This is a genomic window from Hydrogenophaga sp. (assembly GCF_018780075.1).
In the GTDB taxonomy this organism is placed as follows: domain Bacteria; phylum Pseudomonadota; class Gammaproteobacteria; order Burkholderiales; family Burkholderiaceae_C; genus Hydrogenophaga.
This window is the reverse complement of record NZ_JADMKB010000011.1, coordinates 69111-81306: the sequence shown is the minus strand read 5'-3', so window position 1 is coordinate 81306 and position 12196 is coordinate 69111. Positions and strand designations below refer to the sequence as shown.

Annotated in this window: 11 protein-coding genes and 1 pseudogene; all 12 read right to left on the bottom strand. The window is 65.8% G+C overall.

Features of this window, described 5'->3' with window-relative positions:
• Position 1: 1 nt before the first annotated feature.
• Positions 2 to 922, bottom strand: a complete 921-nt coding sequence (gene tolA / locus IV088_RS04140; RefSeq protein WP_291098087.1) for a cell envelope integrity protein TolA — start codon at positions 920 to 922, stop codon at positions 2 to 4.
• A 3-nt stretch (positions 923 to 925) separates the two neighbouring features.
• Complete coding sequence (locus IV088_RS04135; RefSeq protein ID WP_291098084.1) at positions 926 to 1369, bottom strand: biopolymer transporter ExbD; 444 nt, start codon at positions 1367 to 1369, stop codon at positions 926 to 928.
• 4 nt (positions 1370 to 1373) lie between these two features.
• Positions 1374 to 2078, bottom strand: coding sequence for a protein TolQ (gene tolQ / locus IV088_RS04130; RefSeq protein WP_236964927.1), 705 nt, complete (start codon positions 2076 to 2078; stop codon positions 1374 to 1376).
• A gap of 31 nt (positions 2079 to 2109) precedes the next feature.
• Complete coding sequence (gene ybgC, locus IV088_RS04125; protein WP_291098216.1) at positions 2110 to 2526, bottom strand: tol-pal system-associated acyl-CoA thioesterase; 417 nt, start codon at positions 2524 to 2526, stop codon at positions 2110 to 2112.
• Between the two features lie 101 nt (positions 2527 to 2627).
• Positions 2628 to 3848: a pyridoxal phosphate-dependent aminotransferase gene (locus IV088_RS04120; protein ID WP_291098080.1), complete on the bottom strand. Its 1221-nt coding sequence runs from the start codon at positions 3846 to 3848 to the stop codon at positions 2628 to 2630.
• Between the two features lie 15 nt (positions 3849 to 3863).
• Positions 3864 to 4337: pseudogene (gene nusB / locus IV088_RS04115) on the bottom strand (transcription antitermination factor NusB); the annotation flags it as partial.
• Between the two features lie 35 nt (positions 4338 to 4372).
• Positions 4373 to 4837 carry a 6,7-dimethyl-8-ribityllumazine synthase gene (gene ribH, locus IV088_RS04110; RefSeq protein ID WP_236964930.1) on the bottom strand — a complete coding sequence of 155 codons (465 nt, stop codon included), beginning with the start codon at positions 4835 to 4837 and terminating at the stop codon, positions 4373 to 4375.
• A gap of 65 nt (positions 4838 to 4902) precedes the next feature.
• Positions 4903 to 5544 carry a riboflavin synthase gene (locus IV088_RS04105; protein WP_291098072.1) on the bottom strand — a complete coding sequence of 214 codons (642 nt, stop codon included), beginning with the start codon at positions 5542 to 5544 and terminating at the stop codon, positions 4903 to 4905.
• Positions 5545 to 5643: 99 nt separating this feature from the next.
• Positions 5644 to 6789 carry a bifunctional diaminohydroxyphosphoribosylaminopyrimidine deaminase/5-amino-6-(5-phosphoribosylamino)uracil reductase RibD gene (gene ribD / locus IV088_RS04100; protein WP_291098070.1) on the bottom strand — a complete coding sequence of 382 codons (1146 nt, stop codon included), beginning with the start codon at positions 6787 to 6789 and terminating at the stop codon, positions 5644 to 5646.
• Between the two features lie 4 nt (positions 6790 to 6793).
• Positions 6794 to 7285: a type IV pilin protein gene (locus tag IV088_RS04095; RefSeq protein ID WP_291098067.1), complete on the bottom strand. Its 492-nt coding sequence runs from the start codon at positions 7283 to 7285 to the stop codon at positions 6794 to 6796.
• Positions 7286 to 7295: 10 nt separating this feature from the next.
• Positions 7296 to 11516, bottom strand: coding sequence for a PilC/PilY family type IV pilus protein (locus IV088_RS04090; protein ID WP_291098064.1), 4221 nt, complete (start codon positions 11514 to 11516; stop codon positions 7296 to 7298).
• Positions 11517 to 11564: 48 nt separating this feature from the next.
• Positions 11565 to 12107: a hypothetical protein gene (locus tag IV088_RS04085; protein WP_291098060.1), complete on the bottom strand. Its 543-nt coding sequence runs from the start codon at positions 12105 to 12107 to the stop codon at positions 11565 to 11567.
• Between the last annotated feature and the right edge of the window lie 89 nt (positions 12108 to 12196).

The following is a 12196-nucleotide window of genomic DNA, read 5'->3' as shown; positions in this document are numbered from 1 at the left end:
CTCAGTCGGTGGGACGGACCACCACGATGATGGGGGAGGGCACCCGACCGTCCACATCACGGGGCAGCGACCCTGTGCGGTCGATGGCCCTGAGGGCTGCATCGTCCCAGGCGGCGTTGCCGCTCCCGTCCACCACGCGACGGCCGATGATCGTACCGTCGGGCGTGGTGCGAACTTCGATTTCGGTCCTCAGGGAGCGTGGGAAATCTTCCGCAGCGCGGATGTTGGGGCGGATGCGGGCGGCGACGCGCGCACCGTAGCCCGACGATGGGCCGCTGGACTGCTGGGCAGCGCCGCGCGCCTCGGGGCCACCGCTGGCACCGGCCTGGCCCATGATGCGGCGCATCTGGTCTTCGCGGGCTGCCGCAGCCGCACGATCGGCCTTGAGGTCTTCGGCGGCTTTGAGCTTCTGGTCTTGCAGCTTCTTCTCAGCCAGCTTCTTGGCGTCTTCCTTCTTTTTCGCGTCGGCGAGCTGTTTCTCTTCCAGCTTGCGCTCCAGCGCTTCCTGCTTCTTTTCAGCGAGCTTCTTCTTCAGCTCTTCGGCCTTCTTTTCTTCGAGCTCGCGCTTCTTCTCGTCCAGTTTTTTCTTCTGCGCGGTCGCGATGTCGGCCTGCTTCACCACCGGCTCGGGAGGGGGCGGCGTGGGTTTGGGTTCGGGTCTGGGCGCCGGTTTCGGCTCGGGCTTGACTTCCGGCTCGGGTGGTGGAGGCGGTGGCTGCACGGCGCGTGGCGCGGCCTCGCGCGGCACGGCCGACCAGAGCTCGGCCTCGAAACTGACCGGCTCCTCGTCCTTTTTCCAGTGCACTCCCCAGGTGAGTGCGGCCATCAGCAGGGCGTGCGCGACCAGCGCCAGCCCCACGGGCACGGTCCAGCGGCCGGAGCGTGGCGGCTTGAGGTCGAGGGCGTCGGCGGTGACCTGCATGGTTCAGCGGCTGGACTGGACGGCCAGACCCACGCGCTCGACGCCCGCGCGCTTGAGCGTGTCCATGGTCTTGACCACGGTTTCGTACTTGATGCCCTTGTCGGCGCTGATCACCACCGGCACCTTGGTGGGCTCGGCGTCGCCGGCGGCCGAGCCTTGCAGGCGGCTCACCTCGCTGGCGAGTTGCGCCATCTTGATGCTGGGGCTGCTTTTGCTCGACGAACCCAGCCGCACCTGGATCGACTCGTCCTTGTCGATCACGACCTGCACGAAGCTCTTGGGCTGCACATCGGCCTGGCCCACGCTGGGCAGGCTGATCTGGCTCGGTGAAATCAGCGGCGCGGTCACCATGAAGATGATCAGCAGCACCAGCATGACGTCGATGAACGGGACCATGTTGATCTCGTTCTTGGTGCGGCGCACGCGCCCGCGTGAGGTGGCGGCCATGGTGTCAGTGTCCCGATGCGGTGGCGTGGGGCGCCTGCTGCCCGAGGTTGCGCTGCAGGATGTTGGAGAACTCTTCCATGAAGGTCTCCATGCGGTTGGCCACGCGGTCGATGTCGGTGGCGAAACGGTTGTAGGCGACCACCGCCGGGATGGCGGCGAAGAGGCCGATGGCGGTGGCGACCAGCGCCTCGGCGATGCCGGGTGCCACCGTGGCCAGCGTCACCTGGGCCAGCGCGGCCAGGCCGGTGAAGGCGTGCATGATGCCCCAGACCGTGCCGAACAGACCCACATACGGCGCCACCGAGCCGACCGTGCCGAGGAAGGAGAGGTTGGTTTCCAGGGCGTCCAGTTCGCGCTGGAAGCTCGCGCGCATGGCGCGGCGGGCGCCGTCGAGCAGCGAACCGTTGTCGGTGATGCGGCGTTCGCGCAGCTTCTGGTATTCGCGCATGCCGCTGGCGAAGATGCGCTCCATCGGACCGCCGTGGCGCGCGCTTTGGGCGGCGGCCGCGTAGAGGTCGTTGAGGTTGGCGCCCGACCAGAACTCGCGCTCGAAGTCCTCGTTGTGCGAGTTCACGCGCTTGAGGGCGAACACTTTGCGGATGATGGCGGCCCAGCTGATGATGGACACCAGGCCGAGCAGGACGACCACGGCTTGAACCACCCAACTGGCGTTGAGCAGCAACTGGACAATGGAAAGTTCTTGGGGCATGTTGGCGTTGCGGTTGGGACTGGTTCAGGGGTCAATGGTTCCCGGCGGACAGCGCGTGGATCACGCTGGCGGGAATGCGCTGGGGTCGCAGGGTGGTGGCGTCCACCCAGCCGATGCGGATGCTGCCTTCGCAGAGCACCGTGGGGGCCGTGCCGTCCTGTTGCAGGACGGCGCTTTGTTCGATTGTGAGCGAGGCCTTGCCCGATTCGGTCACGCGCGCGGTAACCAGAAGCAAATCGTCGAGCCGGGCAGGGCGGTGGTAGCGCAGCTGGGTGCTGGTCACGACGAACATGCCACCGACCTGCTCGCGCAGCGCGTGCTGCTCCACACCCAGGTGGCGCAGCCACTCGGTGCGGGCGCGCTCGAAGAACTTGAGGTAGTTGGCGTAGAACACGATGCCGCCGGCATCGGTGTCTTCCCAGTAGATGCGCACGGGCCAGCTGAAGATATCCCCCACGCTCCCTGTGCTGGGGTCGCTGCCCCCCCAGGGGGCTGGCCCCGCCTTGGGGCGGCCCGGCGGCTGGGCCGGAGCTGCGAGCAATGGCTCGCTCACAGCGCAGCCTCCAGACGGGCCACCGCCTCCTGCAGCTGGGGCAGGGCGTTGGCGGTGGAGAAGCGCAAATAGCGGCCGGGGTCGGCGAGGCCGAAGTCGCGGCCAGGCGTGGTGGCGAGCTGGCAGCGCCGCATCAGCTCGAAGGCCAAGGCCCAGCTGCCGCCTTCGTCGGGCCGGCTGCCCTGGGGCGGAATGCCCCAGCGCTCGCACAGGCCACGGACATCGGCCCAGGCGTAAAACGCGCCGTCGGGCATCACGGGCACCGTGAGGCCGAGCCGGTTGAGCGCCGGGATGAAATGGTCGCGCCGGGCCTTGAACTCGGCACGGCGGCGCTCGTATTCGGCCAGGCTCTCGGGCGCGAAGCAGGCCAGCGCCGCGTGTTGCGCGATGGTGCTGGCGCAGATGAACAGGTTTTGCGCGAGGCGTTCCACAGCGGGCACCAGCGCGGGCGGCACCACCAGCCAGCCCAGGCGCCAGCCCGTCATGTTGAAGTACTTGGAGAAGCTGTTGATGCTGATCACCTCGTCGCCCAACCCGTCGGGCAGGCCGAGCGCGCTGTGGCCGTAGGCCTCGTCGTAGGACAGGCCGAGGTAGATTTCATCGACCAGCGTGACCCCGCCCTTGCCGCGCACGAAGCGCGCGATCCGCTCCAGCTCATCGCGGGCGATGGACGTGCCGGTGGGGTTGGACGGCGAGGCGAGCAGCACACCGCGCGTGGCTGGCCCCCAGGCCGCGGCCACATGCTCGGCGCTCAGCTGGAAGCGGTCTTCCGGCCCCGAAGGAATCAGCACCGGCGTGCCCTCGGCGGCCTGCACGAACTGGCGGTTGCAGGGGTAGCTGGGGTCGGGCATCAGCACCTCGTCGCCCGCTTCGATCAGCGCCAGGCAGGCCAGCTGCAGCGCGGCCGAAGCGCCGGCCGTGACCACGATGCGGCCGGGGTGAATGTCCAGCCCGAAGCGGCTGGCGTACCAGCCGCTGATGGCTTCGCGCAAGGCGGGCAGGCCGGTGGCGGGGGTGTACTGGCTGCGCCCGTCGTGGATGGCGCGCTCGGCGGCGGCCTGGACCAGCGGTGGCGCGGTGAAATCGGGTTCGCCGATGTTCAGGTAGATCATGGGTCGTTGCCCGGGCCGCGCTTCGCGGGCCATCTCGGCAGCGGCCTTGGCCAGCTCCATCACATAGAAGGGTTCGACGCGTTGGGCGCGCTGTGAAATCCGCATTGGTCTGGGCTTGCCTCAGGCGGGCCGCGAAGCCGGCTTGCGCGCCGCCTGGGGCGACGCGGCCACTTCGTCGGGGCGCAGCTGCGACGCGATCTTGTGCAGCACGCCGTTGACGTACTTGTGACCGTCGGTGCCGCCGAAGGACTTGGCCAGTTCGACGCACTCGTTGATCACCACGCGCCACGGCACATCCAGGCAGTGCTGGAACTCATAGGCGCCGATCCACAGCACCGCGCGTTCGATCGGGGAGAGCTCGACCAGCGGCCGGTCCAGCAGCGGCGTGATCAGCGCATCCAGTGCGCCCGCCTGTTCCACGCAGCCGTGCAGCAGCGCGTCGTAATGCACGCTGTCGGCCTTGTGGAAGCCGGCGAGGTCGCGGGTGAACGCATCGATGTCCCCCGCGTCGTTGCGGCCCACCATGTGCTGGTAGAGGGCCTGCAGGGCGAATTCGCGTGCACGCGTGCGGGCCGATTTGTCGGCGGCTTTGCGCGGCTTGGGGGTCAGGGCGGTGGGTTCGGTCATGTTCATGCGATGGCGTCGAGCAGGTGGGCCATCTCGATGGCCACACGGGCTGCGTCGCGGCCCTTGTCCACCTGGCGGGCCACGGCCTGCTCCAGGTTCTCGGTGGTCAGGATGGCGTTGGCGATGGGGGTGTTGGTGTCCAGCGAGACGCGTGTGACGCCGGCCCCGGACTCGTTGGCCACCAGTTCGAAATGGTAGGTCTCGCCGCGGATGATGCAGCCCAGCGCGATCAGCGCGTCGAAGTCGTCGCGCTCGGCCAGCGCCTTGAGCGCGATCGGCACTTCCAGCGCGCCGGGCACGGTGACATGGGTGATGTGCTTCTCCAGCACGCCCAGGGCCAGCAGCTCGGCATGGCAGGCTTCAAAGAGCGCGTTGGTGATGCCTTCGTTGAAGCGGGCCTGCACGATGCCAATGGACAGCTTCTTGCCGTCGAGCAGGTTGGAGGTGCCTTTGTCTGCGCCAAACATGGGTGGTTCTCTCGGTGGTCGGTAGGGTGAATGGGGGTGATGGGTGGCGTGGCCGGTGCCCGTCTTCAAGCCACGCTGGCCGGGGTGGCCGTGGCCCCCAGCATGCGTTCCACGTAGCGCGCCACGGTGTCGATCTCGAGGTTGACGGCGCTGCCTTCGGTCAGCTGACCGAGCGAGGTGTTTTGCACCGTGTGGGGAATCAGGTTGATGCTGAACTCGCAGCCGGCGGCACTGTCAACGAAGCTGTTGACGGTCAGGCTCACGCCGTTGACGGTGATCGAGCCCTTGTAGGCAAGGTACTTGCCCAGCGAGGCGGGCGCCATCACGCGCAATTCCCAGCTTTCGCCCACCTGGGCAAACCGGGTGACCTCACCGACGCCGTCGACATGGCCCGACACGATGTGGCCACCCAGACGGTCGTTGGCGCGCAAGGCTTTTTCCAGGTTCACCTGGCGGCCCTGTTCGGACAGGCCGGCCGTGCGCGCAAGCGATTCCGCCGAGATGTCGATGGAGAACCGCCGTTCGTCGGGGGTCAGGGACGTGACAGTCATGCAGGCGCCGTTGAGCGCGATGCTGTCGCCAAGGGACACGTCGTCCAGGTAGCCCGGCGGCGCCTCGATCGAGAGACGCTTGCCGTGGTCCAAAGAACTGCCTTGGGCGTGGAGGTCGGCGATGCGACCCACGCCGGTGATGATGCCGGTAAACATCGGCGTATTTTCGCAGGGTTTGGGCCGGCTTCCTCCGGGCCGCCCAACGAAAGGTGAAAAGCGCGAGGGGAAGCGCTGCCAGCGGGCCGGCGAATGGGTTCAGGTTCGCAGAAAACCGTCACGGCCGCGCACCCGTGCCACGATGCGGAGGTCGTCGCCCACCGGGTCCACCGAGTGAAAGGCCAGCGCAAGGCCCTCGTTCAGCGACTGCAGGGGGCCAAAGCCCGCGATGCCCATGCCGCCAGTGCCCAGCAACGTGGGCGCCAGGTACAGCAACAGCTCGTCCACCAGGCCTTCGCGCACCCACGACCCATTGAGCTTGTGACCGGCCTCCAGGTGGAGTTCGTTCACCTCGCGGCGGGCCAGGTCGTGGAGCATGGCTGTCAGATCCACCTTGCCCTCGGGGTTGGGCAGGGCGATCACGGTGGCACCCAGGGCCTCCAGCGCTGCCTGTTTGCCTGGCTCGGGCTTGGCGCAATAAATGAAGATCTTCCGGTTCAACCCGTGGGCGGGCGCCGCAAACAGGCGCGCGGTCAGCGGCGTTTCGAGCCGGCTGTCCACGACGACCAGGTGCGGCTGGCGAGTCGTGTCCACGAGCCGCACATCGAGCATGGGGTCGTCTTCGAGCACGGTCCCGATGCCGGTGAGCACCGCGCAGGCGCGGGCCCGCCAGGCGTGTCCATCGGTTCGTGCGGCTTCGCCCGTGATCCATTGGCTGACGCCATTGCCCAGCGCCGTGGCGCCGTCCAGGGATGCCGCCACCTTCATGCGCACCCAGGGGGTCTTGCGGACCATGCGGCTGAAGAAGCCGATGTTGAGCTCGCGCGACGCCCGAGCGGCGTCGCTGTCGGTCGCAAGCACCTCCACCGCGATGCCCGCCGCCCGCAAACGCGCAATGCCCTGGCCGGCCACCAGCGGGTTGGGGTCGAGCGTGGACACCACCACCTTGCCGACCTTTGCGGCGATGAGGGCATCGCAGCACGGCGGTGTGCGGCCATGGTGGGAGCAGGGCTCCAGCGTCACGTAGGCCGTGGCGCCTGCGGTCGACTCACCCCGCGCTTGCGCATCGCGCAAGGCCATCACCTCGGCGTGCGGGCCGCCGGCTTGCTGGGTGTGGCCGGAGCCGATGATTTCGCCATGGGCGCTCAGCAGCACGCAACCCACACGGGGATTGGGATTCGACAGGCTGAGAGCCCTGCTCGCAAGGTTCAGGGCCACTTGAATGTGGCCTTCAGCCAAGGGCATGTGATCAGGACGCCTTGAAGCAGTCGGCGAGGGTGGTTCCCGATGCGTTGCTGCTCAGGGTTTTCACGCCCGTGTTGGTCACGCTCAAGTTCCCGCAACGGTCGGCTGCCATGCTGCCGGTGCGGGTGGCGCGCAGGGTGAACGTGGAGGCGGAGAGTGCCGTGGTGGTCGCCACCGCCTCGTCGTCCTCGATGAGCTCGATGTTGTAGGCGGCTGTGCCTGATCCGGCACGTGGCGACGTGACCAGTCCGCTGGGCAGAGAGACGCCTTCAAAGGTGTCACGCGCACTGAAGTACCGCCGCATGTACTGCTCGGCCTCCATCAGGGCGCGTTGTGCATCGGCCCGGCGGGACTTGGCCACCGACTCCTGGTACGAGGGGATGGCGATCGCGGCCAGGATGCCGATCACGGCCACCACGATCATGAGCTCGATCAGGGTGAAACCGCCTTGGGCCTGGCGGGTCGCCGACACGGGGCGAGGAAAGGTCAGGGTCATGATCAGTGTCTCAGTTGGAAGGCGGGGCACTCAGCTGGAACTGGGTGCGGCTCCAGCCCGTGGTTGGGCAGAACACCCCGGCGCCGAGCGGCGTTTCCCCGGTACCCAAAATAGTGCCTCGCATGGTCCGGCATTTGGAGCTCAGAGCGGATTCACCAGCAGCTTCATCGGCGGCTTTCTGCATCCGGTCATTGGCGGTTTCGGTCACCTGAGGGTCGCTGGGATCCCCATTGGCCGTCTGTGGTTCGTCGGGCAGTGCGGTGCCATCGGCCCGCGAGCGGAAACGGCTGACAGAGATGCCGCGGGTGAAGCCGCCCTGGGGCGCGTAGGCCACGGCATAGGCATCCAGGCGGCCATCACCGTCGACGTCGAACGAACGGCTGAGTTCGGGCGAAGCCCCCTGGGCATTCACGATGTAGACGTAGTTTCCAGGCAGATCGGCGACGCTGCACATTTCTCCCGAAGCCGGCGGCCGAAGAACGGTGGTGGTGATGATCACGCTTCTCCCGAAGTTCTGGACATCGGCGATGGACCGTTCCCCCGGCTGCAGCCCGGCATCACGCTGGTTGACGTTTCGCATGCGGATGAACCAGCCGCGCTGGGTGTCCCAGTCGATTTGGGGTGTTGCGTCACCCCGGATGGCGTAATACAGGAACGCATCCCGTGTCTGCTCCGAGCTCTGGTCGATGGTGCGTTCTTCCAGTTGCGTCTGGGTGACCGGGTTGAATGTTTCGCCATTGAGCATGCTGCCATCAAGGGTCTGCCGGTCCCAGATGCCGTAAATCGCCTGTTCGCCCAGATCCTGCAGATGGTCTTCTTCCAGCATGATGCCCGTGGCAAACACCACGATGAACCCGCCCGAGTCATGGGCCTGCCAGGCTGGGGATCCGTAGATGGGGCGGTTGCCCGGCACCCTGAACAGTGGTCTGCCATGCTCCACATGCCAGGTGCTCGGATCGCCCGACAGGTTGAACTTCCACAACTGGCCGTTGGCGTCACCGGCGTATGCCGCCACCACGCGCGTGTTGCTGCCGTAGCTGCGCAGCAGCGTCACGCCGCTGAGCCCGTCTCCGGCCGAATAGCCCAAGGGCAGGGGAATGGTGCGGATGACCTCGCCGCTCACGGCATCCAGCACGACCAACCCCGCCTTTTCACCATTGGGCTCACCGTTGTAGTGGCCGTTGTTGACCGCCACGATCCAGCGTCCACGCTGGGCGTTCGTTGCATCCGACAGGTCCTCGGTTTGACCGCTGCGGGCCGAGTTGGACATGTAGCCCGTGGTGACATCGCTGCCATCGGCGCCATCGATCACGTCCGGACCGGTTTCCCACAGAAAGTCCTCCCGATCGGGAATGCGGTTCGGCGTCGCCCCGGGCTTGATGGGCGAGTTGACGGCGTACACCAGCCTTTCACCCCGACCACCCGTGCCAATACCCAGGTGGCGCCAGGCCCTCCATTCGGTGGCTGCCGTGAGGCCGTCGCTGTCGGCCTTGCGGCGATCAAAGATGTCGTTTTCCGTGATCGGACCGTCCAGCACGTACTCGAAGTTGTAGGGCTCCGCAGCGAAGTTCAGCATGCGCCTGAGGCTGCGGCGCGGCATGACGGCGGCCAGTTCGGTCCCCGCAGCCGCAGAGAACGCGTGCATGGTACCCGCGTTGGTGGCCACAAACAACGACTTGGGGTAGCCGCGCTTGCGGTTGGTGTAATCCACGTAGCTGCTGCGTCCGTCGACGCCGCCACTGCCGTCCTGGTCGTAGCCGTAGTCCCGGGCATCGCCCATGAAGACGGCAGGTGGGTTGACCATGGCCGCGACGCGCGAACTCCGCTGACGGAACAGAGTGCCTTGGGCATCGAGCGCCGTGTTGTCACCGCGCAGGTAGTTGATGAAGCGGTCGTTGGTGGGAATCCGGCCCGCGTCGGGGCCGGTGGCCAGCGCACTGCGGACGTCGGTGGGCAGGCCGCTGAACGTTCCGATGAAATCGACGGGCTGGTTCAGGTCGTGCATGGTGAACACACGGCGAGCGGCGTGGCCTGGCATCAGCTGGTTCGCGGACCATGCCGTCACACCGGTTTCGCTGCCATCGGCGGCCAGCTGACGCGCCTGGATGTCGCCCGAGTTGTCCATAGTGCGGTAGGACACCGTGTATTTGAGGCGACCCGCCAGCGTGCTGTTGTCTCCACCACCGGTGTTGACCGAGACGCCGGCGTCCCGGCCAGACGCGCTCAGGATCTCGGCCAGGATCGTGTTGAAGATGGACTTGACGTCGTCGGCCGAACGGGCGCTGAACGAGCGGGCACCGCCGGTGTAGCCGGCATGAATGAAGTCGTCCACCCGCGTCTGGAGGTCGTTGTTGGATATGAGGTCTCCCGTGGGGAATGGGGGGAACACCGTGGGCGCCCCTGACCCGTAAAGCGTGTAGTTTGTCTTGTACTGTTCGATCTGATTGAAAGTCAGGCCGGTGCCGGTCGCTTCGCCGGATGGCTCGATCAGGTAACCCACCGTGTAGGTGGTCATGTTCTGCCAGAACGTCGGTTGCCCGGGGCGGGTCTGGATGTTGTTGTCCAGTCCTGCCGGTTCTGCACCTGCTCTCATGTCCTCGTGCCAGTAATACCGGGCCGTGATGTCGGCCAAGCCGCCAGTGCCCGTGCTCGGGAAGGGCACATACTGAAGGCGACCGGCCAAGGTGTTGATGCCACTCTTCATGTACTGAAACGACTCGGTGGTTCCATCCGCTCGGGTGCGGGTGAACGTTTGGAGACCGTTGATGTTGTCGTAGTCAAGTCCCGCCGCTGTGGGGCCCCACGGCGTACCAGACGACCATCCGCCGTCGGAGAACAGCAGGTTGAAGGAGCGGCGGCAGTTCATTTCGGGGCTGCTGTTGGAGGTGGGGTCGGTCCGCCACGCGTATTCCGTCACACCGTTTCGCCGGCCGTAGTAGTCAGCCGCCCGCTCCACGGCATTGTGCAGTGGCGTTCCCCCCTGGGACACCATGCCGTTGAGCCAGTTGAACAGGTTGTTGTTGTCGGTCGAACCTCGACTGAGCACCCTCACGCCACGCGACAGCGTGACTGGAGAGGTCGCCCCGGGCGGTGTGACCAGCGGGCTGCTGTGGGACTGGTTGATCGGCATGTAGCCGATGCGCAGCTCGTTGTCGAGTTTGGACGGGTTGTTCGGCGCACCATTCGCATCGGTGTCCGCGAGGGCCAGTCCGATGGCCGTGCTGGTGGCCAGCTGCCGGTTGCTGTAGTAGCGGTACCAGTTCAGGATGTTGGTGACTTCCTGGGCATTCGTACACGTGTTGGCTGTGCAATCCGTTCGGGTATTGGGGGTGGGAATGACGTGGGTGGCGGTGCCACCGTAACTGACGTTCACCTGTGTTCGCGCCCCGCAACCGATGTCCTGCCCAGCCCCATCTTTGACGACCAGGGAACAGTAGGCGTAGGTGAATGCCGGCGAAGCCGTCGTGGCCGCTGTGTAGGCGATGTGCTCGGGAATGCGCCGTGTGTTGGACAAGGTGTACCGCGAGGTGAAGCCGGTTGGGGTGCTCGGGCTGTTAACCACACCCTGGAAGGTCCTCGTCGTGCCATCGTTGGCATACATCGAGTGATACACGCGGTAGTCGTTGGGTGCCACATCCCGCTGAAACACCTGGTAAGAAAAGTCAGCGCTGCCCAGGTTGGACACCCACACCACATTGTCTGAGGGCACCAGCGCAACGCCATTGCCATTGACCCGCGGCAGGTATCTCACTCGTGGGTTGTAGTAGACCGGGTTGACGTCGGCCGAGCGCTGTGCGGACCAGTTCATGTAGGAGCGGGCTGGTACGGAGGCCACCGACCAGGTGGTGCGGGCTTCGATGCGCCACCGGAACCCATCCCAGTACCTTCGGTAGCAGGTGTAGTTGCCCGCGTTGTAGATCGCGTCGCCACCGATGCCGGCGTTGAAATTTGTTGCGTTTGTCGAATTGACGTTCGAATAGGGGCTGGGGCATACCCGGACCGGCACGTTTTCGACATCATTCGTGACGTTGTAGCTCTCGTGATAGGTGTACGCCATGGACCCCGAGTTGTCCAGCGCGACCATCAGGTTGGGTTTGGCTCCCGACTGGTTGGTCAGCAGCGGTCGGTTGGCAGGCTGGGCCCACGCTTGCGAACCCAGCAAGCCCGCGCAGCAAAGGGCCACCGACAGAACCACCCGGTGGACGACGGGCAATGTGAACAGGGTCTTCATGGAAACCTCTCTGGAAAGTCTTTGTTTCATTCGGTCTTGACCCGGCTGTCACTCGACGCCGTTGTTGGCCGACAGCACGGGAACGGTGGGGGTCAGAATCGATTGCAGCCAGACCTCTGAACCGGCGCTGAGGGTGCCGTCACTGGCGACGGTGGCGTCGTTTGACAGCCCTCGGGTCGTGATCAGAAACCTCTCGTTGACCAGCGCCTGGATGATGCAGGTTGGATAGTTGGCCACTTTAAGTTGGGCGTTTCCTTGAACATCGGACCCGTATGTAGGGGTCAATGTGATGAGATTGGCTGCGCCAGTGGCCCAGTTGCTCTTTGTGTTCCATGCGCCCGACCTGATCGCGGATTCGTCGTCGGCGGCGATTTCAGTCGACAGGATCTTGCCCGCATCGGTGGCGTAGTTCGCCCCCCCGTTGTCCACAGTGTCAATGGCCACCCGTTCGCAATAGCGCAGGGCATCTTCGGCGGACACGCGGGCCACCTGGTTGGTGCGCATGTTGTTCGAGAACTGCTCGAACGTGGCGGAGTTGCGGGCCGCCAGCAGGCCGGCAAACGAGATGATCAAGAGCATGATCAGTGCCATGGGAAGCACGATCCCTCTGGCACTGTCGGGACGGGTTGGATGTGGGTTGCGACGCATGACGGTGGTTTTCCGTAGATGAACGGTGGGTT

What these genes read in the sequence shown, in the direction of transcription:
- IV088_RS04135 (WP_291098084.1), bottom strand. Translation starts at nt 1,369, where the DNA reads ATGGCCGCCACCTCACGCGGGCGCGTGCGCCGCACCAAGAACGAGATC.
- IV088_RS04105 (WP_291098072.1), bottom strand. Translation starts at nt 5,544, where the DNA reads ATGTTTACCGGCATCATCACCGGCGTGGGTCGCATCGCCGACCTCCAC.
- tolA (WP_291098087.1), bottom strand. Translation starts at nt 922, where the DNA reads ATGCAGGTCACCGCCGACGCCCTCGACCTCAAGCCGCCACGCTCCGGC.
- IV088_RS04095 (WP_291098067.1), bottom strand. Translation starts at nt 7,285, where the DNA reads ATGACCCTGACCTTTCCTCGCCCCGTGTCGGCGACCCGCCAGGCCCAA.
- tolQ (WP_236964927.1), bottom strand. Translation starts at nt 2,078, where the DNA reads ATGCCCCAAGAACTTTCCATTGTCCAGTTGCTGCTCAACGCCAGTTGG.
- IV088_RS04120 (WP_291098080.1), bottom strand. Translation starts at nt 3,848, where the DNA reads ATGCGGATTTCACAGCGCGCCCAACGCGTCGAACCCTTCTATGTGATG.
- IV088_RS04090 (WP_291098064.1), bottom strand. Translation starts at nt 11,516, where the DNA reads ATGAAGACCCTGTTCACATTGCCCGTCGTCCACCGGGTGGTTCTGTCG.
- ribD (WP_291098070.1), bottom strand. Translation starts at nt 6,789, where the DNA reads ATGCCCTTGGCTGAAGGCCACATTCAAGTGGCCCTGAACCTTGCGAGC.
- ribH (WP_236964930.1), bottom strand. Translation starts at nt 4,837, where the DNA reads ATGTTTGGCGCAGACAAAGGCACCTCCAACCTGCTCGACGGCAAGAAG.
- IV088_RS04085 (WP_291098060.1), bottom strand. Translation starts at nt 12,107, where the DNA reads ATGGCACTGATCATGCTCTTGATCATCTCGTTTGCCGGCCTGCTGGCG.